Origin of the sequence: Sphingobacterium arenae (assembly GCF_014692505.1) — a bacterium.
GTDB classification, from domain to species: domain Bacteria; phylum Bacteroidota; class Bacteroidia; order Sphingobacteriales; family Sphingobacteriaceae; genus Sphingobacterium; species Sphingobacterium arenae.
On the sequence record NZ_JACNYK010000007.1, the window covers coordinates 133,485 to 158,554 of the forward strand.

The 25,070-nt window shown below is 40.7% G+C and carries 21 protein-coding genes and 2 tRNA genes; 13 read left to right on the plus strand and 10 right to left on the minus strand.

The window, feature by feature from the left end; translation table 11 throughout:
• The first annotated feature begins 3 nt into the window (after nucleotides 1-3).
• Together H8B17_RS18705 and H8B17_RS18710 are read left to right on the plus strand one after the other, a co-directional pair.
• Nucleotides 4-77 (plus strand) — tRNA-Asp (locus H8B17_RS18705).
• A 63-nt stretch (nucleotides 78-140) separates the two neighbouring features.
• Nucleotides 141-214, plus strand: a tRNA-Asp gene (locus H8B17_RS18710).
• A 126-nt stretch (nucleotides 215-340) separates the two neighbouring features.
• Here the strand turns inward: H8B17_RS18710 and H8B17_RS18715 are convergent.
• Entirely contained in the window at nucleotides 341-1,090 is a 750-nt protein-coding gene (locus H8B17_RS18715) for a UDP-2,3-diacylglucosamine diphosphatase (RefSeq protein WP_190310761.1), read from the minus strand.
• 54 nt (nucleotides 1,091-1,144) lie between these two features.
• On the opposite strand from H8B17_RS18715, the gene H8B17_RS18720 reads away from it, so the two are divergent.
• Nucleotides 1,145-3,292 carry a prolyl oligopeptidase family serine peptidase gene (locus tag H8B17_RS18720; RefSeq protein WP_190310762.1) on the plus strand — a complete coding sequence of 716 codons (2,148 nt, stop codon included), beginning with the start codon at nucleotides 1,145-1,147 and terminating at the stop codon, nucleotides 3,290-3,292.
• Between the two features lie 34 nt (nucleotides 3,293-3,326).
• On the opposite strand, the gene H8B17_RS18725 is transcribed toward H8B17_RS18720, so the two are convergent.
• The 4 genes from H8B17_RS18725 to H8B17_RS18740 all read right to left on the minus strand — a co-directional run bounded on the left by H8B17_RS18725 (nucleotide 3,327) and on the right by H8B17_RS18740 (nucleotide 7,421).
• Nucleotides 3,327-4,514 (minus strand): C1 family peptidase, encoded by a 1,188-nt coding sequence (locus H8B17_RS18725; RefSeq protein ID WP_190310763.1) that lies wholly within the window; start codon nucleotides 4,512-4,514, stop codon nucleotides 3,327-3,329.
• 141 nt (nucleotides 4,515-4,655) lie between these two features.
• Nucleotides 4,656-5,303: a carbonic anhydrase gene (locus H8B17_RS18730; protein WP_190310764.1), complete on the minus strand. Its 648-nt coding sequence runs from the start codon at nucleotides 5,301-5,303 to the stop codon at nucleotides 4,656-4,658.
• A gap of 126 nt (nucleotides 5,304-5,429) precedes the next feature.
• Nucleotides 5,430-7,004, minus strand: coding sequence for a SulP family inorganic anion transporter (locus H8B17_RS18735; protein WP_190310765.1), 1,575 nt, complete (start codon nucleotides 7,002-7,004; stop codon nucleotides 5,430-5,432).
• Between the two features lie 132 nt (nucleotides 7,005-7,136).
• Nucleotides 7,137-7,421: a hypothetical protein gene (locus H8B17_RS18740; protein ID WP_223816672.1), complete on the minus strand. Its 285-nt coding sequence runs from the start codon at nucleotides 7,419-7,421 to the stop codon at nucleotides 7,137-7,139.
• A 225-nt stretch (nucleotides 7,422-7,646) separates the two neighbouring features.
• Between H8B17_RS18740 and H8B17_RS18745 the strand changes: the two genes are divergently transcribed.
• From H8B17_RS18745 to H8B17_RS18755, 3 genes are all read left to right on the plus strand, one after another.
• Nucleotides 7,647-9,209, plus strand: coding sequence for a helicase HerA-like domain-containing protein (locus H8B17_RS18745; protein WP_190310766.1), 1,563 nt, complete (start codon nucleotides 7,647-7,649; stop codon nucleotides 9,207-9,209).
• 61 nt (nucleotides 9,210-9,270) lie between these two features.
• The gene (locus H8B17_RS18750; protein ID WP_190310767.1) at nucleotides 9,271-10,185 is read left to right on the plus strand and encodes a sugar phosphate nucleotidyltransferase; all 915 of its coding nucleotides are present in this window, start codon (nucleotides 9,271-9,273) and stop codon (nucleotides 10,183-10,185) included.
• A 72-nt stretch (nucleotides 10,186-10,257) separates the two neighbouring features.
• Nucleotides 10,258-10,947: a TIGR02117 family protein gene (locus H8B17_RS18755; protein WP_190310768.1), complete on the plus strand. Its 690-nt coding sequence runs from the start codon at nucleotides 10,258-10,260 to the stop codon at nucleotides 10,945-10,947.
• A gap of 80 nt (nucleotides 10,948-11,027) precedes the next feature.
• On the opposite strand, the gene dnaK is transcribed toward H8B17_RS18755, so the two are convergent.
• Nucleotides 11,028-12,935 carry a molecular chaperone DnaK gene (dnaK, locus tag H8B17_RS18760; RefSeq protein ID WP_190310769.1) on the minus strand — a complete coding sequence of 636 codons (1,908 nt, stop codon included), beginning with the start codon at nucleotides 12,933-12,935 and terminating at the stop codon, nucleotides 11,028-11,030.
• Nucleotides 12,936-13,182: 247 nt separating this feature from the next.
• On the opposite strand from dnaK, the gene H8B17_RS18765 reads away from it, so the two are divergent.
• Both H8B17_RS18765 and H8B17_RS18770 read left to right on the plus strand, forming a co-directional pair.
• A complete protein-coding gene (locus H8B17_RS18765) occupies nucleotides 13,183-13,734 on the plus strand; it encodes a thioredoxin family protein (RefSeq protein WP_190310770.1) in 552 nt (183 codons plus the stop codon).
• Nucleotides 13,735-13,745: 11 nt separating this feature from the next.
• Nucleotides 13,746-14,102, plus strand: coding sequence for an MmcQ/YjbR family DNA-binding protein (locus H8B17_RS18770; protein ID WP_190310771.1), 357 nt, complete (start codon nucleotides 13,746-13,748; stop codon nucleotides 14,100-14,102).
• A 5-nt stretch (nucleotides 14,103-14,107) separates the two neighbouring features.
• On the opposite strand, the gene H8B17_RS18775 is transcribed toward H8B17_RS18770, so the two are convergent.
• From H8B17_RS18775 to H8B17_RS18790, 4 genes are all read right to left on the minus strand, one after another.
• A complete protein-coding gene (locus H8B17_RS18775; RefSeq protein ID WP_190310772.1) occupies nucleotides 14,108-14,959 on the minus strand; it encodes a GLPGLI family protein in 852 nt (283 codons plus the stop codon).
• A gap of 3 nt (nucleotides 14,960-14,962) precedes the next feature.
• Complete coding sequence (locus tag H8B17_RS18780) at nucleotides 14,963-17,638, minus strand: TonB-dependent receptor domain-containing protein (RefSeq protein WP_190310773.1); 2,676 nt, start codon at nucleotides 17,636-17,638, stop codon at nucleotides 14,963-14,965.
• Between the two features lie 136 nt (nucleotides 17,639-17,774).
• Entirely contained in the window at nucleotides 17,775-19,205 is a 1,431-nt protein-coding gene (gene pyk / locus H8B17_RS18785; protein ID WP_190310774.1) for a pyruvate kinase, read from the minus strand.
• A 127-nt stretch (nucleotides 19,206-19,332) separates the two neighbouring features.
• Entirely contained in the window at nucleotides 19,333-19,839 is a 507-nt protein-coding gene (locus H8B17_RS18790) for an IPExxxVDY family protein (protein WP_317171070.1), read from the minus strand.
• A 261-nt stretch (nucleotides 19,840-20,100) separates the two neighbouring features.
• On the opposite strand from H8B17_RS18790, the gene H8B17_RS18795 reads away from it, so the two are divergent.
• The 5 genes from H8B17_RS18795 (at nucleotide 20,101) to pdhA (ending at nucleotide 25,060) form a co-directional block, all read left to right on the plus strand.
• Entirely contained in the window at nucleotides 20,101-20,340 is a 240-nt protein-coding gene (locus H8B17_RS18795; RefSeq protein WP_105717695.1) for an acyl carrier protein, read from the plus strand.
• A 22-nt stretch (nucleotides 20,341-20,362) separates the two neighbouring features.
• The gene (fabF, locus tag H8B17_RS18800; RefSeq protein WP_190310775.1) at nucleotides 20,363-21,616 is read left to right on the plus strand and encodes a beta-ketoacyl-ACP synthase II; all 1,254 of its coding nucleotides are present in this window, start codon (nucleotides 20,363-20,365) and stop codon (nucleotides 21,614-21,616) included.
• An 84-nt stretch (nucleotides 21,617-21,700) separates the two neighbouring features.
• On the plus strand, nucleotides 21,701-22,441 hold the full coding sequence (gene rnc / locus H8B17_RS18805; protein WP_190310776.1) for a ribonuclease III: 741 nt from the start codon (nucleotides 21,701-21,703) through the stop codon (nucleotides 22,439-22,441).
• A 134-nt stretch (nucleotides 22,442-22,575) separates the two neighbouring features.
• A complete protein-coding gene (gene hisS, locus H8B17_RS18810) occupies nucleotides 22,576-23,955 on the plus strand; it encodes a histidine--tRNA ligase (RefSeq protein WP_190310777.1) in 1,380 nt (459 codons plus the stop codon).
• A gap of 109 nt (nucleotides 23,956-24,064) precedes the next feature.
• The gene (gene pdhA, locus H8B17_RS18815) at nucleotides 24,065-25,060 is read left to right on the plus strand and encodes a pyruvate dehydrogenase (acetyl-transferring) E1 component subunit alpha (protein WP_190310778.1); all 996 of its coding nucleotides are present in this window, start codon (nucleotides 24,065-24,067) and stop codon (nucleotides 25,058-25,060) included.
• Nucleotides 25,061-25,070 lie beyond the last annotated feature (10 nt).

The window sequence follows — 25,070 nt, forward strand, 5'->3', positions numbered from 1 at the left end:
TAGGGTCTGGTAGTTCAGCTGGTTAGAATACATGCCTGTCACGCATGGGGTCGCGGGTTCGAGTCCCGTCCAGACCGCAAAAAAAAAGAAGCTTGGCTTCGAAAAACGTTCTTAATATACATACTTCTGAAAAGGAAATTGGTCTGGTAGTTCAGCTGGTTAGAATACATGCCTGTCACGCATGGGGTCGCGGGTTCGAGTCCCGTCCAGACCGCAAAAGGTATCTTTATAATGAAGATACCTTTTTGTTTTTATGATTCTTTCCGACAAATTGTCTCCGCAACGGGGAAGGGGGTATAACCTTATCTTACCCTATAAGGGTATCGTACTTTTTTACGCGTTAAGGCATCCATTTCTTTAGTGTCAGTTCTTTGCCATCCCATACAGCATAGGTACAAGTATGTATCCATTCACCGAGATTGATGATTCGGCTGTTTTCAGCGAGTTTGATGTCATAGGCGAGGTGTCGGTGTCCGAATATAAAATAATCGATGTGCTCTCTTTGTAGCAGGTCTTTGGCATATTGAATGAGCCACTCTCGGTCTTCTCCTAAGAAGTGTTCTTCTTCCAGACTAGCAGCTCGGCTGTGGCGTGACCATCTCTGCGCGATACCAATGCCTAAGTTGGGATGTAATCTTGCAAAAAGCCATTGACAAATATTACTTCGGAAGAAAGCTTTTAGAAATTTATATTTGGCGTCTCCCGGGCCAAGACCATCCCCATGATGTATGTAAAATCGTTTCCCATGGAGTTGGAGCATTAATTCATTGTCTACAATACGAGCGTTTAGCTGTTCTTTTAAATAACCGAACATCCACATATCGTGGTTACCTTTGAAGAGTGTGATTTCTACGCCAAGATCGGAGAGTTCCGCTAATTTTCCAAGAAATCGAATAAATCCTTTGGGGACCACGGTGCTATATTCAAACCAGAAATCAAAAATGTCGCCTACCAAAAAAAGGGCTTTTGCGTCGGACTTAATATAGTCTAGCCAAGAGACCAGTTGCCGCTCCCGCTCGAAGGAGGTTGTTTGGGATTTTATACCCAAATGGAAATCAGAAGCAAAATATATTTTATCTCTCACGGACATGAAGCCAAAACTAATCAAAAAATCCTAACTTGCACTTGGTTTAAAAAATTGGTTATGAATAAAAACTTAGGAATTATGCTGCTGGCATTGGGTTTTACAGCCTGTAACCAGGAGAAAGTTATTGAATCAAAAGACGACATCGTGCTAAAACCTTATCCAAAAACAGAAAAAATTGACCAGAATGATGATTATTTTGGAACAATTGTCGAAGACCCATATCGTTGGTTAGAAGATGATCTGTCGGCTGAAACCAAACAATGGGTAACGGCTCAAAACGAAGTAACACAAGATTATTTAGGACAAATACCATTTCGTGAAGCCATCCATAAACGTTTGGAAAGCTTGTGGAATTACGAGAAGGAAGGCGCCCCGATTAAGGAGGGGGATTACATCTATTTCTATAAAAATGACGGGCTCCAGAACCAATATGTGCTTTGGCGAAAAAAAGGTGAAGAGGGGAAAGAGGAAGTCTTCTTGGATCCTAATAAGTTTTCAGAGGATGGTACAAGTTCATTGGCGGGGATTTCTTTTTCTAAAGACGGTTCTTTAGTCGCTTATCAGATTTCGGAAGGAGGATCTGATTGGCGGAAGGTTGTCGTACTGAAAACAGAGGATAAATCTATAGTGGGGGATACGCTGGTAGATGTCAAGTTTTCGGGCTTAGCTTGGAAAGGTAATGAAGGTATTTATTATAGCAGTTACGATAAGCCGAAAGAGGGTTCGGCATTATCCGCTATGACAGACCAACATAAATTATACTTCCATAAGCTAAATACGGCACAATCAGACGATGAACTGATTTTTGGTGGACCAACGATGCCGCGTCGTTACATTGGAGCGGGACTAACCGAGGACGAACGTTATCTAATGGTGTCTGCAGCTAATGCTACCTCTGGGAACGAATTATATATAAAAGATCTGTCGTCTCCGAATGGGGGTTTCGTAACGGTGGTGGGTGACATGGATAAAAATCATGAAATTATCGACAACGATGGAACTAAATTGTTTATCTATACAGAATTAGACGCGCCAAATGGACAGGTCATAACAGTCGACGCTGCTAAACCGCAACCGGAAAATTGGCAAACATTAATCGCTGAAACTGAGCAGGCGCTCTCACCGACCGTGGGCGGAGGTAAAATATTCGCTAATTACCTAAAAGATGCGGCTTCGCTTGTGAAACAATACGATCGAAACGGAAAATTGGAAAGGGAAATAGAGCTGCCTGGTATAGGCTCTGCAGGAGGGTTTGATGCTAAATTAGAAGATAAAGACTTATATTATTCTTTCACGAACTACGTGAATCCAGTTACCATCTATAGATATGATATTGCATCTGGGAAGTCGGAAATTTATAAGGAATCAGCGATCAATTTTGATCCATCGCAATATGAGTCGAAGCAGGTATTCTACCCTTCTAAGGACGGAACGAAGATACCGATGATCATCACGTATAAAAAAGGCATCCAATTAGATGGGACGAACCCAACGATGCTGTATGGATATGGCGGATTTAATATCAGCTTGACACCGTCCTTTTCTACAAGTAATATTATCCTGCTGGAACAAGGTGGCGTGTATGCGGTCGCAAACCTACGTGGTGGTGGAGAGTACGGGGAGAGTTGGCACCTAGGTGGAACACAGATGAACAAACAGAATGTATTTGACGATTTTATAGCGGCGGCTGAGTATCTGATAGGTCAGAAGTATACCTCTTCAGATAAATTGGCTATTGCGGGCGGTTCCAATGGTGGACTCTTGGTTGGGGCAAGCATGACACAACGTCCAGAGCTCTTTAAGGTCGCTTTTCCGGCGGTGGGCGTCTTGGATATGTTGCGCTATCATAAATTTACGGCAGGAGCAGGCTGGGCATTCGACTATGGTACGGCAGACGACAATAAGGAGATGTTTGAATACTTGTATGCTTATTCGCCTTATCATGCGTTGAAGCCGGGTACCGCTTATCCGGCAACGATGGTAACAACGGCGGACCATGATGACCGGGTGGTGCCGGCACATTCATTTAAATTTGCTGCACGTTTGCAGGAATACCATGACGGAGATAATCCTGTACTGATCCGTATCGATACCAAAGCGGGACACGGAGCAGGAAAATCGACGGCGATGGTTATTGACGAGCAAACGGATAAGTGGTCATTTATGTTCCAGAATATGCAAACAGACTATAAGGAAATAAAATAAAAAATAAGGGGCGTATTCATCACGCCCCTTATTTTTATATATCTAATTGCGTTTGCATATTCTTGGTCAACGCTTTTTTATGCAGTAGAATGGAAATCGTTTTGTACCGCACATATTCTTTAGTTGCATACATGTACCCTTTGTAATCGTTGGATTCTCCCCATGAATTTTTTACGATATAGTATTCTTTGCCATTTTGATCTTTGACCGTACCCACGATATGCATGCCATGATCGTCGGTAGTGGTGTAGTTATCAAAAGCCTCCTGACGTTGATCCGGAGTAATTTTAGCTTCCGGTTTCGGTCCATTGAACATGGTCTCTATTTCTTCGGCAGTCATTTGCTCTACTGGTTTTTCCGGAACATACGCTACGCCATTTTTCCAGCTGAAACTCTTTTCAGACACGTCGGTCGCCCAAGCTACCGTGTATCCATTCTGAAGAGCGTTGTCAATAATATCCGTTAGATCGTTTATCTGTACATTATAGAAGCTCTCAAACGACCAGTTATCGGGAATAAGTAAAACAAATGGCTTATAATATGGGTGCTCTTCGAACGACGAGATGCCGATGTAATCGTCTGGAGTAATACCGATGACCTCGTCTGCAAATTTTCGAGGGGTGTATGTTTTTCCGTTATATTGGAAAGATTTGGGGATTTCCCCTAAATAGGCGTCCATCGCTGCGGTAAAAGAAGTTACCCAAGTTTTGCTTGGCTTTTTACTTTTCGCCACCGTTTCTGTGATGCTTTGGAGGATGGGGCTCATCTCTCCAAAATTATTACGTTTTTGCCCTTCTTGTAGTCCTGTATAGACTTCTTGTGGAACAGCCCCGTATTTACGGAAGATGGTTAACACATCGTGTAACTGACCGCCATCACCCTGTGCTTGTTTTCCATGTAGTCGGACAAAGTTTTTGGCTTTTTCGATATACGTATTACGGGCGGTATAGATCGAAGAAATTTCTACGGGTTGTTTGCCCATTCTTATCATTTCCGATTCTAGAAAGGAGTTTCCGGAATAGGACCAACAGGTCCCCGACGAGCCTTGATCCTTAATGGACGTGTTCCCTAGATTGATGATTTCGGTAAATCGGAAGCCTTCCTTACTGTTGTCGCTGACATTTTGTTTTAACGCATTGATGAGATTATCCTGTGCGTTAACAGGTGCAGAGACTGAAAATGTGAATAAGGCTGCTGCTAATAATAATTTATTCCAGTTCATTGTTGTTAAGTAAAATTTTACGAAATTAAAATTTTTATAATGAACTCGAATTGGTTTCATTGTAAAAATCATAATATACCAAAAGAGACGTTAATGTTAACGTCTCTTTTGGTATATTATGTTGATATTAAACCGTTGCTATTATTTAAAAGCAAATACTTTGCCTAGCTTTTCGTTACTGGAAATAGTATTATCTAAGTTGATGAGTTTCCCGGTGGCAATGTCAATGACCATGCCATGCACTGCTAAATTTTGGTTGTTTTTCCAAGCATTTTGTACAATGGATGTGGTACAGAGATTGAATACTTGTTCTTTTACATTAAGCTCTATTAACCGGTTTACTTTTTCCTCATGATTGTCAATTCCATCAATTTCTGCAGCATGTAAACGATAAACGTCTTTAATATGACATAACCAGTTGTCGATAACGCCGAATTGCTGACGGCTTAAGGATGCTGCTACACCTCCGCAACCGTAATGTCCAGCCACCACAATGTGTTTTACTTTTAATACATTGACTGCGTAGTCAAGAACAGAGAGCATACTCATGTCAGAATGCACACACATGTTGGCGATGTTGCGATGAACAAATACCTCCCCAGGCCGGGAACCCACTATCTCGTTGGCTGGAACACGACTATCTGCACAACCAATCCAAAGAATTTCCGGACTCTGACCTTTGGCTAACTGCTCAAACCTTCCCGAAGTATCATTTTTAACGAATTCTACCCAAGCTCTGTTGCCTTCTAATATTTTCTGAAAACCTAATTCTAGTTCTTTATTTAACATAATTATATTTGTTGTTTTATGTTTTTGTCCCTGGCTGAACGGTAGTGTTTGGTACGCGGAATGTCAACCTAGGCAATTTAACACATTATTGTGAATATCCTTTGTAAATCTTTGTTTTTTCTGTAATTATACACCGACTTTTTTCTCTGGTGTAATTGTTCCATTCGCTTTCTTGTACGTGACGGATTCTAATTCGATATCAATGCCTTTACTCACCGCGTTTGTTTGAAAGTCTTTTAAAACCTCAATGACGTCTTTATCAATGAACTTGCTATATCTCCCATCAATCCGGATAGTTTGGACGCCTTTTGGTAAACTATAAAGCTTCTGTTGGATAGGAACTTTGTTTAAAAAAGATACTTCTTCAGCAAGTGTCATAGTAACTTTTTTCTCACCATTCTCTTCACCGATTTCCATTTTAAAGGCATTTTGCATATTTGCACGAATAATATAGAAAAGAGCGACTACGATACCTATTCCTACACCCATCAACAAATCCGTAAAAACCACAGCTACGATTGTCGCGGAAAACGGGATAAATTGATCCAAACCTTTGCGTAACATTTTTTTAAACAAACTAGGATTTGCCAATTTATAGCCGGTATGGAGAAGTATGGCTGCTAAACACGCAAGAGGTATCAAATTTATGAGCGAAGGAATAGCCAACAGAGCTACTAAAAGCCAGATACCGTGGAGCATAGCGGATTGCCGCGTTCGTCCACCGGCCTGTGTATTAGCAGAAGAACGCACGATAACGGACGTCAGCGGAAGACCTCCAAGAAATCCGCTTGTCATATTACCGACACCCTGTGCAACTAACTCCCGGTTGGTCGGTGTAACGCGTTTGAAAGGATCCATTTTGTCGATGGCTTCAATGCTGAGTAATGTTTCTAAACTGGCAATGATAGCAATTGTGAAAGCAACTATCCAGACATCTTTATTCAGAATTTGTGTAAAATCAGGGAAAATGAATAATTGTGTGAATTCTTGAAAAGAGCTTACGACGGGAATGACAACGAAGTGATCCGCATTGAGTTGCACGGTAGAGCCTTGGAAAACAGAAGCTAGCCCAACGCCCAGTAAAACAACGACCAACGGTGCAGGTACTTTGTTAACACCCTTGATTTTCGGCCAGTAAATGAGGATCGCAAGAGACAATAAGCAGATTGTAGTAGCCCCCCAATTGACACTGGATAAAACCGTGTTTTGAATTGCGGCGATACCCCCTCCAGCATCGAGTTCGAAAGCATGTTCTTCTGATAACCCAAAAGCCAGCGGTATCTGTTTAAGTATAATGGTGATACCGATAGCGGCTAACATACCCAAAATTACGGCTGATGGAAAGTAGTTTCCAATCATACCTGCTTTGATGATGCCCAGAATAAGTTGCACAACACCGGCGATGACGACAGCGAGTAGAAATGTTTCATAAGCACCTAATTGTTCAATTGCGCCCAGTACGATCACCGTTAGGCCGGCCGCTGGACCACTCACACTGAGAGGCGATTTACTCATGGATGCAACGACCAGTCCGCCAATTATACCGGTCAATATTCCTGCAAACAACGGCGCACCTGAAGCCATTGCAATACCCAGACATAGCGGAAGTGCTACTAGAAACACTACAATACTAGCTGGGAAATCATATTTTAAGTCCCTTTTCGATAATTTAAGAAAAGCGGACAAACGAGTTCCTGACATAAAATTTTAATTTTAATCCGTTATCTATTGAACACACAGAAGCTACCAAAACCGCCATGAGTTCGTGTTCATGTACAGATAGATCCTATTGAAGCTGTTGAAAAGCGACTAAAGACCTTGTATGATAATGGATTAACTATTAGGAGGCGGGGGAGGAACGGAGGGATGGAACACGCTAAAAAGCCCTTCGTTTTTTAGGTAATGCTTTTCTTTGCCTAAATTTTCGATAATAGGACAAAAGGATAGATAGTCCGAAGTGGTTGTGAAGAGTTTCATTCCTGTTTCATGGAGATCTTCGGACGTATTGTTCCCTTTTGCAGTATTCTCAATCTCTAATTGGAGAACAACTTGTAGGATGGTTCCCTGGTCTAAAACGTTAACAAACATAGGTGTAGCCGAAATGAGCATCTTTGTCATAAAGATAGCAAAGCATAGTTTCGAAGCTAGAATCCTTGTTTTTTTCGTTATCACGCTCTTTTATTTTGTTCTTTTCAAAAATACAACTTTTTCTTTGGAAAAAAGACAGAGATCAATCAATAAGTGTTAATTTTTTATTAATTATCCATATCTTTCTCTATTTAATTGAAATTGTTACAAATATGTGGCATTTTTGTTGTAGTGAGAGCATTTAACTAATCTCGTATGGTGTCTATTATAGAATTTATTGAAAAAATCACAGCTTCGTATAACCCTAAGGGCGAATATATCCAATTGGGTTCCGGTATTCTCGGTAAAGAGGTGGTTACGGATGCTAAGGTGAACTTGGCACTTAAAATCATGAACCGTCACGGACTGATTGCGGGGGCGACGGGTACCGGGAAAACTCGCACGCTGCAATTAATTGCGGAACAATTGTCCGATAAAGGTGTACCTGTTTTTATGCTCGACGTCAAAGGTGATTTATCTGGGCTGGCGGAAGAGGGGAAAACAAACGATGCATTGATAGAGCGCGGACAGCTTGTCGGAATTCCGTTCGAACCGGCACATTTTCCCTTAGAAATATTTTCTCTTAGTGGTAAGCTAGGAGCGCCTATGCGTATTACCGTACAAGATTTTGGGCCTATCTTGTTAGCTAGGATATTAGATTTGAACGATACGCAAACAGGTGTATTGGCCGCCATATTTAAGTATGCGGAAGACCAGCAATGGGAACTGATTGACTTAAATGATGTAAAGAAGCTGCTTACTTACTTGACAGATGGCCCGGGAGCAGGAGACATAAAGGAAGATTATGGCAAAATAAGCACGGCAACTTCCGGAACTATTTTACGAAAAATGGTGGCCGTAGAGCAACAGGGCATAGCCCATATCTTCGGAGAGAAAGAATTTGATATCCAGGATTTGTTCAATAGAGTAGATGGTCGTGGCGTAATTACATTATTGAATATTTCGGATATTCAGGATCAACCTTTGGTATTTTCTACTTTTCTTTTAAGCCTTTTAGCTCAATTGTTCAAGAAATTACCTGAAGTAGGCGATTTGGATAAACCCAAGTTGGTTTTTTTCTTTGATGAAGCACATTTATTATTTAATGGTGCTTCAAAAGCTTTTCTCACACAAGTTGAACAGATTATACGTTTGATCCGTTCGAAAGGAATTGGTGTGTTTTTCTGTACACAGGCGGCAACGGATATTCCCCCTTCGGTCTTAGGACAATTGGGTAACCGTTTGCAGCACGCGCTACGGGCTTTTACCCCTAATGATGCGGATAACCTTCGGAAAACAGTGAAGACCTATCCGTATTCTCCTTTTTATGAAATCGACAAGGTGTTGACGTCATTAGGTACGGGGCAAGCATTGATTACAGTTCTAAATGAAAAAGGTATTCCTACAGAAGTAGTAGCTACACATCTAGTGCCTGCAAGAGCGGTTATGGGACCATGCCAAGCAGAAATTTATCATAAAATTACGACAGATTCGGATTTTTATGATAAATATCAAGAGCGGGTAGAGCGGGTAGAGCGGAGAAGTGCTGCCGAAATTGTGGACGAGAAGACGGCCGTTTTTGAGGCTAACGAGGAACAGGAAAAAGCGAAGAAAGAAGCGCAGAAATCCATGAGCCGAGGTTCAGGTCGGCGAAGTACCAGACAGACACCTATGGAAGCTGCTAAAACGCAAGCCTCTAGAACATTAGCTCGAGAGGGGGCGAAGCTTTTGGGTAAATTGGCAAATGGGGTTTTAAACGCACTATTTAAGAAAAAATAGATAGAATAAATTTCTATCTTTGTTAGATTTGGATTATGTAATCGATAACAACAAATAGATAATGAGTAAACCAACATTGTTAATTCTAGCCGCGGGAATGGCGAGTAGATATGGATCGTTAAAACAGATTGATGGATTCGGCCCGCACGGAGAAACCATCATTGATTATTCTATATATGATGCTATTCGAGCGGGTTTTGGAAAAGTAGTATTTATTATACGCGAAGAATTTTTGGAGAAGATGCGTGCTGTTTTCGATGAAAAACTGAGAGGTAAGATTGAAGTGGACTATGCATTTCAGAGTTTTGACTTGACGAAATTTGGTGTCGATAGGGTAATCGAACGTACGAAGCCATGGGGAACGGCACATGCTGTGATGAGTGCGAAAGATCATATCAGTGAGCCTTTTTGTGTGATTAACGCGGATGATTTCTACGGCAAGGATGCCTTTGAGAAAATGGCCGCATTTTTACGTGATGAGGTTACGGATGACAAGATGGCTTTAATGGGGTTTAAGGTCGGTAATACGATGTCAGATTATGGGTATGTTTCCAGAGGTGTGTGTGATGTCGATGGAGAGGGGAATATGGCTTCGGTAACGGAGCGTACAAATATCTACTATGTAACAGATGATGCCGGTAATAAGAAGATTGTGTATGAAGAAGGGGGGGAACAGCATGATTTAGATCCGGATACTAGAGTTTCGATGAACTTCTGGGGCTTTACCCCACGAATTTTTAAAGTAGCTCAAAGCATGTTTGCTAAATTTGTGGAGGAGAACGGTGACAATCCGAAATCGGAGTTTTTTATTCCATCTGTTCCAGATTATATGGTGAAAAATAACATGGCCAGCTTTCGGGTCATTCCAACATCTTCTAAATGGTTTGGTGTGACATACAAAGAGGATAAACCTATTGTGCAGGAATCTATCTCGAATCTTGTTAAAGAAGGAGTCTATCCAGAAAAGTTGTTTTAGCATCTTGAGAAAGTTATTTTTGAAAAGGTTGATTGAAAAATTGACCTTTTTTTGTTTTGATATATGATATTTATGAAGGGTACTGCAGAAGTTCTGGGTAAAACTGTTTTAGGTTTGATAGCCTTTGTGGTACTTTATTTTCTCGTTGAAGCGATTCTATCCAGAGTGCCCGGATATAAAATCGAGAAACAAGACCAACCTCGAGACATTCTCATATATGTAATGTCCAATGGTGTACATACGGATATTGTTTTGCCCGTAGAGCATGACGTTATAAACTGGTTTTCCATTTTTCCTTTTGAAAACACACAGGGACAGAACCTCAACCAACATTATGTAGGAATAGGCTGGGGGGATAAAGGTTTTTATTTGAATACGCCCGAATGGAAGGATTTAAAATTATCCACTGCGCTGGTAGCTGCACTAGGAATGGGAGAAACAGCATTGCACGTTACTTATTATTATGATGTGCAAGAAAATGATATGTGTTACAAGGTGATGATTGACAAAAAGCAGTATAACATTATTAGAGATTATATTTTGGAAAGTCTTGATAAAGACCTGTCGGGACATCCAAAGTATATCGAAACAACAGCTCAGTATGGGCTGAACGATGCCTTTTATGAAGCAAGAGGAGCCTATAACCTGTTTTTCTCATGTAATACGTGGACAAACAAAATGCTCAAAAAAGCGAATCTACCTTCTGGTATTTGGACGGTATTTGATAAAGGGATTCTAAGGCACTATAAGAATCGAAGGTAACAGCTGCTTCATTGCTTCATAAAAAAGCCCCGGTGGATTTTCCACCGGGGCTTTTTACCTGTATGATTAACAAAACAAAACTATTTTACTTCTTCAAACTCTACATCCTGCACGTCGTCACCGCCTTGTTTATTGTTATTTTGTGCCTGATCAGCGTCGCCTTGTGCTTGTTCTGCACCTCCTTGTGAGGCCGCGTACATCTCTTCCGAGGCTGCATTCCAAGCATTTTGAAGTTCAGCAGAGGCCGTATCTATATCAGCGAAATTTTTTGCAGCATAGGCCGTTTTCAGTTTTTCTAAACCGGCTTCGATAACTCCTTTTTTATCTGCAGATAATTTTTCGCCATATTCTTTTAGCTGTTTTTCCGTGGAGAAAATTAAAGCGTCAGCCGTGTTTATTTTTTCTGCTTCTTCTTTTACTTTTTTATCTGCTTCCGCATTCGCCTCTGCTTCTTGCTTCATTTTTTGGATTTCCTCTTCAGATAATCCCGAAGAAGCCTCGATACGGATATTTTGCTCTTTGCCGGTAGCTTTATCTTTTGCTGATACCTTGATAATACCATTGGCATCAATATCGAATGTCACCTCAATTTGAGGTACTCCACGAGGTGCCGGTGGAATATCCGTTAATTGAAAACGTCCGATCGTACGGTTTTGGGATGCCATAGGCCGCTCACCTTGCAAGATATGGATTTCTACAGATGGCTGATTATCTGAAGCAGTAGAGAAGACTTCTGATTTTTTTGTTGGGATAGTTGTGTTTGCTTCGATTAACTTCGTCATCACACCACCCATGGTCTCAATACCTAGGGATAATGGCGTAACATCTAACAACAAGACGTCTTTGACTTCTCCTGTTAAAACACCACCTTGAATAGCGGCTCCGAGCGCGACTACTTCGTCTGGGTTTACACCTTTTGATGGCTCTTTGCCAAAGAAGTTTTTCACAGCTTCAACGATAGCAGGAATACGCGTAGAACCTCCAACCAAAATGATTTCATCAATATCGGAAGTAGAGTAACCTGCATTTTTTAGAGCGGACTTACAAGGCTCTATCGTGCGTTGAATTAAATCTGACGCTAAGGATTCAAATTTAGCACGTGAAAGTGTGCGTACTAAATGTTTAGGCCCTGTTGCATCAGCTGTGATGTATGGTAAATTGATTTCTGTCGAAGTTGTGCTAGACAATTCGATTTTAGCTTTCTCAGCGGCTTCTTTTAGGCGCTGAAGTGCCATTGCGTCTTTTTTAAGGTCGAAGCCGTTGTTTTCGTTGGCAAATTCTTCTGCTAACCAGTTGATAATAACGTTATCAAAGTCATCACCGCCTAAGTGGGTGTCTCCATCTGTGGATTTAACTTCGAAAACACCATCTCCAAGCTCTAAGACGGAAACGTCATGTGTTCCTCCGCCACAATCGAACACGGCAATTTTCATGTCTTTGTGGGCTTTATCTAAACCATAAGCCAAAGCGGCTGCGGTTGGCTCGTTGATGATACGCTTCACCGTAAGGCCAGCGATCTCACCGGCTTCCTTTGTGGCTTGACGTTGCGCGTCGTTAAAGTATGCAGGAACCGTGATAACGGCTTCGCTCACTTCCTGGCCTAAGAAATCTTCTGCTGTTTTCTTCATTTTTTGAAGAATCATCGCCGAAATTTCCTGTGGTGTATATTTACGGTCGTCTATTTCAACACGAGGGGTATTATTATCACCTTTTACTACTTTATAAGGCACTTGATCGCTCTCCTTCGTAGATTCATCATAGGACAAACCCATGAAACGCTTGATAGAATAAACTGTTTTGTCGGGGTTAGTGATAGCTTGACGTTTTGCTGGGTCACCCACTTTACGTTCACCACCTTCTACAAAAGCAACAATGGAAGGGGTGGTACGTTTTCCTTCATTGTTTGCAATAACTACCGGCTCGTTACCCTCCATCACGGCAACACATGAGTTTGTAGTACCTAAGTCGATTCCAATAATTTTTGACATATCTTGTTTTTTATATTTACGAATTAGTAATTAACGTTGTCTTATAATAAGATGCTATATCTTTAACAACACTTGTGCCAACGTTAAAATCGTCATAAAAATGTATTTTATGTCGTTTTTCTTTCAATTCTCTCTGTCAAACTGTCATAATATGAACATGGATGCCGCTATACGGCATAACATACTGCTAAAATATTTTTTTACTTAGAATAAATTAGTAAATTCGTCAGGTAAGACGAAAATAAACATGACCTTTCAGGAATACTTAAGCTATTTTGAACAGATTTTGGCGTCGCCGGAGGAGTATGATCCCTACGGAGATGCGGAATATTTAAATTACACGAAGTTAAATTGGTCGAGAATGAATCGCTGGTTTAAGCGGTTTGAGCCGAATGATGCGATGAAAAATGTAGTAGCGAGTATTACCGAACCGCAACATTGGATTGTAATTACAGAGCCTTGGTGTGGAGATGCCGCCCATTCGGTACCACAGCTTTATCAGATTGTCAAAAATAATCCAAATATCGATTTTGAAATACAGCTCCGAGATACGGAGCCGTTCCTTATTGAGGATTATCTTACCCACGGAAGTAAATCCATTCCTAAACTTATCATCCGGAACGATGTCGGGCATGATAAGGTCATATGGGGGCCGCGTCCACAATCGCTACAGAGCCTATATATACAGATGAAAGACGAAGGAAAGTCTTTCGACGAAATCAAAGAGGTTATGCAGAAATGGTATAACGAGGATAAAGGAGAGGAGTTACAACGAGAGTTGCTAGCGCAGTTGGGTTGATTGTTTAGAGAATGAACATAGAAGATATAAGGGAATATTGTCTTGCTAAGCCGGCGGTAACGGAAGAACTACCTTTTGGCCCGAATACGTTAGTGTTTAAAGTTGGCGGAAAAGTATTTCTATTAGTCGGTTTGGATCAAATAGAGTCTTTGTGTTTCAACGTGAAATGCGATCCCGATGTAGCCGTTGACTTGCGTTTAAATTACCCCGAAACCGTTATCCCTGGCTATCATATGAATAAGAAGCATTGGAATACCGTCTATTGTAATCGGCAACTTTCGGATGAGCGTCTAAAAATATTTGTTGATGACAGCTATGCGCTGGTTTATAATGCGCTACCTAAAGCATTAAAAAGAAATCTAACGTAGCCCCTTTAATAAATCAAATTTTCCAGTAAGTTTCGCCGTTGTTGCTGTGGATTGGAACCTCCTCCGAAAACCCTATTATTACCTAACGCATCGAAAAAGTTGTTCATGGTCATGGGCTTACTTTTTTTATCTCGCCATTGATTCGGTACGTTGTCTACCACAAAATCTACTTTTCGCGCCCAATAATTGATATGCATTTCAGGTATAGCGAGACCCAGAATCATGCCGGGGAGTCCGTGTACTAATGCAGGCCCGCCGGATACGGGGATCTGGTCGGTGTAAAATGCAACTATATAAAGAGAGTCTGGTGTGGCACCATTGACGCGCCGGCAATCATATCCGGCTATGTTTCGGTACTCATCTGTAAAACGCCAGGTAATTTGTTGTAATGAATCCTGTAATAGATATTTTTCGTCCAGCTCCAGCTCCAATTCGCTTATGCCCTCACGGAAATTTTGGTAATATGTTTTATGCTCACCGGGTCTTGCCGCTCGTCGGACATTCGTTCCCCCTCTACGGTTGGTGTTTCTGCTGCTGGCTCTACCGCGACCGGAGGTCGTGGCGTTTTCGGTCGTTTCTTCGACTTCAGCTGGAATCATGAGTGTTTGGTCGTTGTCAAACCGCAGTGTAAACATGGACGAGTTTTTTTCGGGAACGTCATCAATATTGCCGCCAAAACGCATCATCATGCCCCGGTTTCTGCCGTCCTGTCGGGTGCTCATTTCGCGGATTCTAGCCCTTATATATACTTCTTTTTCGAAGCTGATAATACCTTTGGATGGGAAGTAAGCGTGTTGGGCTATTGTGTCGATACAGCAGTAGACCAGAACGAGAACCAATAAAATAAATTTGCTCATTTTTTAATCTTCTCTTTTCTTTCCTAAATTCTTGTTAAAATCCCATTTCATACCAACCATAAAATATTGTGTAATCATTTCTTGTTGTGTTTCGGAAAAGCTATTGTTATTAAAAGAACGATTGGTATTGTTAAAGCTATTAAATACGTCGAAAGCTTTAATGCTCAGTAACAGCGATTCGTTTGTTAGCAGTTTACGTGTAAGTTCCAAGTTCATGTAGAACTGTTGGATAGGCTCTGGAAAAACTTTGGATTTTCCCGTATAGCTATAGAATAACACTTGAGTTAGGCTAAATTTAAAGGGTAAAAAGTATTTTAAGTCGGTATTTGCTGAAGATCGAAATGCAGTGTTATTGAGTTGACTCTGTATCGTATTTACCTCATTGTTCACCCCGAGGCTTAGATTGAGGTTAAAGTCTATGTTTTTCGAGTTTTGCTTATTTGCATTGATCCCAGCATTAGCATTTGTGTTATTACTGCGATTGAGTTCGCCATTGATATATCCATAGTTATTGCTGAATTGTATCGATGTAAACGGACCAAACTGGACACTACCATTTAAGATCGGACGGGTATAGTTGGCGTGAACACGTCCGTTCCAATTAACATGATCCTGGATATTGACGAATGTTGTCGTTGTTCTTCCCTCGTCGTCAATGATAGACCGATTGACGATGGCATTTTTCGTGAAGCCCGCATTTGCATTCATGTTAAAGGATGAAGCTTTCAATAGGCTAAACTTATTAAAATTGAAGTTTATATTGTTGTTTGTTTCCCGTTTCAAATCTGGATTTCCAAGTTGCCGATACAATTCGTTGGTAGGCGGTTGGATAGGTTGTAGCTGCGAAAAGCTAGGTACATTTGTGTTGTTTTGATAACCCAATGTGAGATTCTTGTTGTTTGTTATTCTATAGGACACATTTGCATTTAAATTGTTCTGCCAGAAGTTTCGGGACAGTCCAATATTCCGATAACTGTCCGTTAGTTCCTGGTGTCTGTGCGTTAAACGGTTGGATAGATTTACATTGAACTTATCGCTATGGAAGTTTAAGTTGATATTCATACCATTGGTATGTGCATTATTTGTTTCGTTTTTTGAATAGAGACTATCCAAGATACGGGTAGCGTCGGTATCATTATTATATGCATTGACGAGGGCATCTCGAGCAGAGGTATTGAAGTTGTAGCCCAATGTAAGGTTTAATTGTTTTGTTATAGGCTCACTGATGTTAACCGATGCCCCGAGATTATTGCTTTTATTTTCGGATAAACGTGTTTGGTCAACGATGACTGTATCCTGAATAGCACCAAGTGCGTCATATAAATTTGTTTGTTCATTTACTTGGTTGGTGGATGTTGAGTTGTCTACCTGTGTATTAAGATGAAGATTTAAACTTCGACCTTTTTTATTTAATCGCCTTCGATAGTCTACTCGTAAATTAAGGTTTTCGTTATCACTTTCATTATTGTTCTGGCTTTCGAACTCGTTTGCTTTTATGTTTTCATTTCGCAACGTGCTGCTAGAGGAGTGGGAAGCAGTCGTCTGTTGTCCTTTGCTGCCGTTCAGCTGGATGTTTAAATTGCTTATTGAATCGATTCGGTAACGAATTTGAGAACGCAAGGCATGGTTTCTACTGTCATTTTCCGAGGCTCCTTCTCGTGTAGTTTCCTGTGTCTGATTGTCGTTCAATACACGTTTGTTATAACTGTTGGACTCGTTTGCCGTACCATTATTCGTGAAATTGTAACTTGAGGTTAAGTGCAGCTTTTTTTCAAAGAAGTTGTTTTCGTAATTTATTCCAGCACTTTTATGCATAGGGTGTCCAATGATTTGATTATTCATACGGATCCGGCTGGCATCCCCGCTATTGCCCATGTTATTCCAGTTACCTGTGACGGCAAGGCGTTCGGACCTGTTAAACTTCGCCGCGAATGCGTTAAAGTCAAATAGTCCCTTCGTTCCTGTACTCGCATTGGCATTTCCAAATATGCCGCGCCTAGCTTCTTCTTTCAATACTACGTTGACCGTTTGAAGTCTTACACCGTCATCAATGCCCGTCAATTCTGCTTCTTCAGACTTTCGTTCATATACTTGGACTTTGTCAACTGCATCTGCTCTAACGTTACGAATGGCAATCTTGGGATCATAACCGAAAAATTCTTCTCCATCGATTAAAACTTTGGATACATTTTTGCCTTGTGCTGTTATTTCACCGGAAGCAGATACGGTTAATCCGGGTAGCCTACGCAAGAGATCTTCTAGTTTGGCGTTCTTTTCCGTTTCAAAACTGCCTGCATCGTATTCTATTGTATCACCTTTGATTTTAATGGGGATTTTTTGATTGATGACAACTTCTTCAAGTACATTGGATTGCGAGTTGATTCCGATTGTTTTCAGATCAATATTGTCGTCTTCTATTTCTAATGATTGGCTATAAATCTCGAACTTGGGATAGGTAACTAATAGCAAGTATTCTCCCTTTTTAATTTTTTCCAAGTTAAACTTCCCGCTCGGGTTGGCGCGTGTGAAATACCGCATGATGGAATCTGTATCTAAAAGAACTATGGAAGCATTCTCCAATTCCTTTTGATCTGCTTGGTCAACAACTACTCCTTGTATGGACTGTGCAAACAGGTAATGGCTAATTAGGCACAGAAAAATAAGTGTACACCTTTTCATTAATCAAAGCTAGTAGGTCAAAGAAAAGAAGAAAATGGATAAAATCATGTTAAAACGACACTTGTAATAGATTTGATACAAAAAACAAAAAAAGCGTAGATTTTAAATCTACGCTTTTTTGTGAGTTACCTCCATGTTAATCCAATTGAGACACCCTGATGGTGTTTGTTTTGCCTTTTTGATGCAACGGTGTAGAGGCGGTGTTGATGACAATCTGACCTGGAGATATCAGATTTAGCTCTTTAAGTAAACCGTTTACATCTTGAATAGTTCCATCTGTACTCTCAAACTTGCTATATACGAAAACCCGTACTCCCCATACTAAGCTCAATAAATTTATTAACTTCTTATTGCCGGTGAAGACATATATATCGGTGTTCGGGCGATAACTTGAGATTTCAAATGCAGTATAGCCTGACGATGTCATAACGGCTATAGCGGATGCATTGGTGTTTTTGGCAAGATGAATCGAGGAGCTACAAATGGCGTCCGGTATTCGTGTTGTATTGGCGTGAACACTGTCTTTGTGACTGTAATACGGATAAGAGGTGCGCTCTACTTGGATAATTATTTTTGCCATTGTTTCGATGACAATTTCTGGAAATTCGCCGACCGATGTCTCTCCACTTAGCATCACAGCATCAGCACCATCTAAGACAGAATTGGCAACATCGTTTACTTCTGCTCGAGTAGGACGTGGCGTGGTAATCATGCTTTCCAACATCTGCGTCGCAATGATAACCGGTTTTGAAAGGTCACGACATTTTTGTACGATTGTCTTCTGTAAGCCAGGTACCACTTCCATTGGCATCTCTACACCGAGATCTCCGCGAGCAACCATAATTGCATCAGTTGCTTCTATAATGGCGTCAATATTATCTATTGCTTCAGGTTTCTCTATTTTAGCAATCACTAACGCATGGCTTCCTTTTTCTTTAATGATTTCTTTGCATTGATGAATGTCTTCTGCTGAGCGCACAAAAGACATGGCAATCCAATCGGCCCCATTGTCCAAAGCAAAATGAAGATTATCTAAATCTTCTTCTGTTAGAGATGGAATGGAAACTTTTGTGTTAGGAAGGTTGACTCCTTTGCGGGAGGTCAATACGCCGCCATGCACTACCTGACATTTTACCGTATCTTTATGGTTCGTGCTGATGACTCTCAATTGTAACTTCCCGTCGTCTAATAAGATAATCTCATTTTCTTTAACATCATTTGGAAAGTTTTCGTAGGTTATATATATACGCTTTTCGTCGCCTATGAGTTCCTTGGTTGTGATTTCAACTTCGGTGCCATTTATTAAGATAGCGCCACCTTCCTTCATTTTTCCGATACGAATTTTAGGACCTTGAAGGTCTGCCAAAATTCCAACGTTAAAGGGATGTTCCTGATTGATTTCTTGGATGGTTTTTATGACTTTAAGATGGTCGTCTTGACTTCCGTGAGAGAAATTAAGACGGCAAACATCCACTCCTTTTGCAATCATGTTGGTCAATATTGTCTTATCCGACGATGCCGGACCTAATGTAGCGACAATTTTTGTCCTTTTTTGAATCTTATTCATTTACAGTGTTTTATTTATGTATATTTTATCTTCTTATGAAGTAACAGAATAGTGCAAAAATAGCAATCTGTTTAATAAGTCAGGTTTAAGAAAGTGTAAATTTTACACTTTGTGTCGTTTTAAAGTGCTAAAATATAAGATTTTCTTTGGATTTCAATGAACCTGGATCTAACTTTTTAGCAAGAATAACCTCGCTGATGTCTTTGATCTCCGCTAACAACCTGCGAAGGTCGTCTCGGTCAATGTAGTGTTTGATGATTAAAAAATAGTCGAAATTTGGAAGCTCCGGTAGGAGAAATACCCCCTCTAAACTACGGTTGTTTATGATATAGAACTCGAATTCAAAGTTGTTGTCACAGTAGCGGTAAATTGTAAAATAGTGTTTGAGGAGTTTTTTTTGTTTGTTTTTCTCGTATACGATATGGTAATCCATTTCATCTCGATCTTTTTCTTTTACATATCCTTTATGGTCTACATAATCTTCTTTTCCGCGTACAAATGCTAAACCGGTATGCTTATATAGAAAATGACAGAGTCTGTAATCACGAAGTGGTGAACTGATACCAATCAAAGCAAAATCGAGTTCGATATCAAAATCGAGGTCCAGTGTCAGATGTTTTTTTGTTATGCTCACAGTTTTCGAAATTAGGAAAAAAACACCTGTAAAGCACGTTTTTACTTATTTTTATGCTTAAAACACCGGTTGGTTTTAAAGTTCTTGGTATAAACAAAAAAAATTGTTAATATTGGATACGCTCTGTATGGCAGCGGTTTTTGGACGGATTACGGAGTCTGAACGTTCTTCTTTCCCATCATCAACTCAAAAAAGGGTTTGATAATTGGGGAAATTTATTTTTCTTTGCACAGATTTATTAAACAATTAAATTATAAAATCATGTCAGATATCGCATCAAGAGTAAAAGCAATTATCGTTGAAAAGTTAGGTGTAGACGAAGCAGAAGTAACACCAGAAGCTTCATTCACGAATGATTTAGGTGCAGACTCACTTGATACAGTGGAGTTGATCATGGAGTTCGAAAAAGAATTTAACGTAGCTATTCCAGATGATCAAGCTGAAAACATTAGCACAGTAGGTCAAGCTATCTCTTATTTAGAAAAGAACGTTAATAACTAATTTATTAGGCCAAACATATTTAATGGAGCTTAAAAGAGTAGTTGTAACAGGGTTAGGCGCCCTTACACCTTTAGGAAATGATGTTTCAAGTTATTGGAACGGATTGATTAATGGTGTGAGCGGCGCTGCTCCTATTACGCATTTCGATGCATCAAAATTTAAGACCCAATTCGCTTGTGAAGTGAAGGGATTTGATCCACATAATTATATGGATCGCAAAGAGGCTCGCAAGGTCGATCCTTTCGTTCAGTATGCTATCGCCTCTACAGATGAGGCCGTACAGGATGCTGGATTAGAATTCGATAAATTAGACAGAAATCGAATCGGTGTTATTTGGGGAGCTGGCATTGGTGGGCTGACGACTTTTACGGAAGAAGTGGCAAACTTTGTCCGAGGAGACGGAACACCTCGTTTCAATCCTTTCTTTATCCCGAAGATGCTTATTGATATCGCTCCTGGTCATATTTCTATGCGCTATGGTTTGCATGGGCCAAATTTTTCGGCAGTTTCTGCCTGCGCCTCTGCCACAAATGCGATGATTGATGCCTTTAACTATATTCGGTTGGGTAAGGCTGATATCGTTATCACTGGTGGATCTGAGGCGACGGTAAACGAAGCCGGGATAGGTGGGTTTAATGCAATGCATGCGCTGTCTACCCGCAATGACGACCCTAAAACGGCATCTCGTCCATTTGACAAAGATCGTGATGGTTTTGTCTCGGGTGAAGGTTCCGGAGCTATTATCCTAGAAAGTCTGGAACATGCTCTGGCACGTGGAGCTAAAATTTATGCTGAAGTCGCAGGTGGTGGTATGAGTGCCGATGCCCACCACATTACCGCATCTCATCCCGAGGGGCTGGGGGCTAAATTAGCGATGAACATGGCTGTTGCGGATGCAGAGCTCGAGTATTCGGATATTGATTATATCAATCTTCACGGTACATCTACACCGGTTGGGGATCTCAGTGAACCAAAAGCTATTATCGGGTTATTTGGCGAACATGCATATAAAATGAACCTCAGTTCGACAAAATCCATGACAGGACATCTTCTGGGGGCGGCTGGAGCTGTAGAGGCTATTGCTTCTATTTTGACAGTAAAAAATGATATTGTACCACCTACTATTAATCATTTTACGGATGACCCGGAGATTGATCCTAATCTAAACTTTACATTTAATAAGGCTCAGAAACGGGAGGTAGAGGCTGCATTGAGCAACACATTTGGTTTCGGTGGCCACAATGCATCCATTATTGTAAAGAAATACCACTCCTAATATTGTATATTAAGAGATTATTAAAGTACAAATAATAGGTGGTTTCGAAGAGAAACTGCCTATTACTTATTTATTATATACTTAATGCCTTTCTTGAGGATATATTATTTATACTTTTCACCATATAAAGCTTACGTTCGTAAACTAAAGAATATTCTTGGATTTGTTCCGGGGAATATTAAGTTGTATCAAATGGCTTTCCGGCATAAATCGGTGGCAACTACGATCAAAGGTGGTGTAAAGAATAGTAATGAAAGACTCGAGTTTTTAGGAGATGCGGTGTTAGGTAGTGTGGTTGCCGAACTGCTATTTAAGTTGTATCCTTACAAAGATGAAGGTTTTTTGACCGAACTTCGATCTAAAATTGTTAGCCGGGCTAACTTAAACCAATTATCCCAAAAATTGGGATTTAACGAATTGATAGAATATGACGCCCGTATGATTAGCTACCCAAATAAACAAGGGTCTTTGCTTGGCGACGCGTTCGAAGCAGTTGTTGGGGCGGTATATGTGGATAGAGGATACTCATTTACGCGCGAATTTCTATTAACAAGGATTATCAAGCCCCATGTTGATATTCATATGTTGGAAATCACCGAGACCAATTTTAAAAGCCGGCTTATCGAGTGGTGCCAGCATTTTGGAAAGGACATCCAGTTTGTACCTGTCGAAAATCCTCCTGGAGAATCTCCAAAGTTGTTTACGGTGAAAGTTGTTGTTAATGGCGAAGTCCAAGGAATCGGAAAGGATTTTAATAAGAAAAGTGCTGAAAAACTTGCTGCGGAAAAGGCCTGCGAGGAACTGAAAGTCTTTGATGTCGTCTGAACCAGAATTATTCATAAGTTTTTATTTTCAATGGTACTCATGACCTCATTTCACGCGGTTCATGAGCTCACTTCGTTCGGTTTTGGTTCTTTTTCACGAGGAAAAAGAACAAAGAAAATAATTACCTTTGCCGTATGGCAAATATCAAACCATCATTAGCAAAAGGAACGCGTGATTTCTCGCCTCGGGAAATGGCAAATCGAAATTATATATTCAATACCCTAAGGGCTGTCTTTGAGAAATTTGGTTATAGTGAAATTCAAACCCCCTCATTCGAAAACTTATCCACGTTAACTGGGAAATACGGGGAAGAGGGGGATAAATTGATTTTCAAAATACTCAATTCGGGCGATTATCTGGCAAAAACACCAGCGGATTTGCTGAAGGAAAAATCATCCAACAAGCTAATCCCTTATATCTCCGAAAAAGCACTTCGTTATGATTTGACTGTGCCTTTTGCGCGCTATGTGGTTATGCGCCAACACGAAATATTGCTCCCTTTTAAGCGCTTTCAAATACAACCTGTATGGCGGGCAGACAGACCTCAACGTGGACGTTATCGCGAGTTTTATCAATGTGATGTCGATGTTGTAGGGTCTCCATCGTTGCTTAATGAAGCAGAGTTTGTATTGATTTATCAAGAAGCTCTGCGAGCCCTGGGACTAAAGGATTTTACGATTAAAATCAATAATCGTAAGATTTTATCGGGCATCGCCGAGGTGATAGGCAAACCGGAGCTGATTGTGGACATGACGGTGGCCATCGATAAACTAGATAAGATTGGTCTTGAAGGTGTAAATAAGGAGTTGCTTGGGCGAGGTTTTACGGAGACGGATTTAGATGTGTTGAAACCGATTATTATGCTTGACGGCTCTAACGCTGAAAAGATAGCTTCTTTAAAAGAGATTTTGGTCGCTTCTTCTATAGGTTTGCAAGGTGTCGCAGAGATAGAGGAGGTGTTCGATTATGTGCGAAATTTTAGTGTTCCGGACTTATTGGATAGTGCCGTCGAAATAGATATTACTCTTGCGCGTGGATTGAATTATTATACGGGCTGTATTTTCGAAGTAAAGACAAACGAAGTTTCTATGGGGAGTATCGGTGGCGGAGGAAGGTATGACGACCTAACCGGAATGTTCGGATTAAAAGATCTTACAGGAGTTGGTATCTCATTTGGTGCCGATCGTATTTATGATGTTTTGGAAGAATTGAAGCTTTTTCCCGTTTCCTCTTCTGTTTCGACTCGCGTACTTATCGCGAATTTTGGAGAAGAAATCTATCAACATACACTTCCATTACTATTTCAACTCCGGGAGGCTGGTGTTGCAGCGGAGTTTTATCCCGCAGCGACCAAGCTGAAAAAGCAAATGGCGTATGCAGACGGCAAGCAAATTCCATATGTATTGTTGGTGGGAGAGGAAGAGATAGCATCTGACAGGTATTCATTGAAGGACATGACATCGGGCGAGCAACAAAATGTTTCTCTGGAGCAGCTAATCGCTTTTCTGACTTAATGGGCTACATTCCTAAAAAATCACTATTTCGTATGGAAATATTGTCCGATATATCGTTATAAATGATTAGATTTGTAGTCGGATTAGTTAAGAAATTCAATACTTCAAAATGAGTTCAACACCTATAACAAAAGAAACATACTTAGAATGGTATAAGTCCATGTTACTTATGCGTAAGTTCGAGGAGAAGGCGGGTCAACTATATGGTCAGCAAAAAATCCGCGGATTTTGTCACCTTTATATTGGTCAAGAAGCTGTTATGGCAGGTACTATTTCTGCTACCAGACCAGAAGATTCTGTTATCACCTCTTATCGTGATCATGCGCATGCTCTGGCAAAAGGTATGTCTGCCAATGAGTGTATGGCCGAGCTTTTTGGTAAAGTGACAGGTTGTTCGAAAGGTAAAGGTGGTTCGATGCACTTCTTCTCTAAAGAACATAAGATGATGGGAGGACATGGCATTGTCGGCGGACAGATTCCTTTGGGCGCTGGTATTGCTTTTGCCGAACAGTATTTGGGAAATGATAATGTCAATGTGTGTTTTATGGGTGATGGTGCTGTTCGTCAGGGAGCTTTAAATGAGGCCTTTAATATGGCGATGTTGTGGAAATTGCCTGTTATATTTGTGTGTGAGAATAACGGGTACGCTATGGGTACCTCGGTACAGCGTACAACCAATATGATGGACATCTATAAAATGGGGCATGCTTTTGATATGCCTAGTGCACCTGTGGATGGAATGGATCCAGTTGCTGTACACAATGCTATGGACGAGGCTGTACAACGCGCGCGCGCAGGGGAAGGTCCTACTTTCTTGGAAATCCGCACATATCGTTATAAAGGTCATTCGATGTCAGACCCTGCAAAATACCGCACAAAAGACGAGTTGGAGGAGTATAAGGGAAAAGATCCCTTGATTACCACTAAAGCCGCAATTATGGAAAATAAATATGCGGATGAGGATTGGTTTAAGGAAGTAGAAGCTGGAGTGAAAAAAGTAATAGATGAGGCTGTGAAATTCGCAGAAGAGTCTGCTTACCCGGACCCTTCGGCCATCTATGAAGATGTGTATGTACAAGAGGATTATCCTTTTATAAAGGAATGATTTCGCGAAT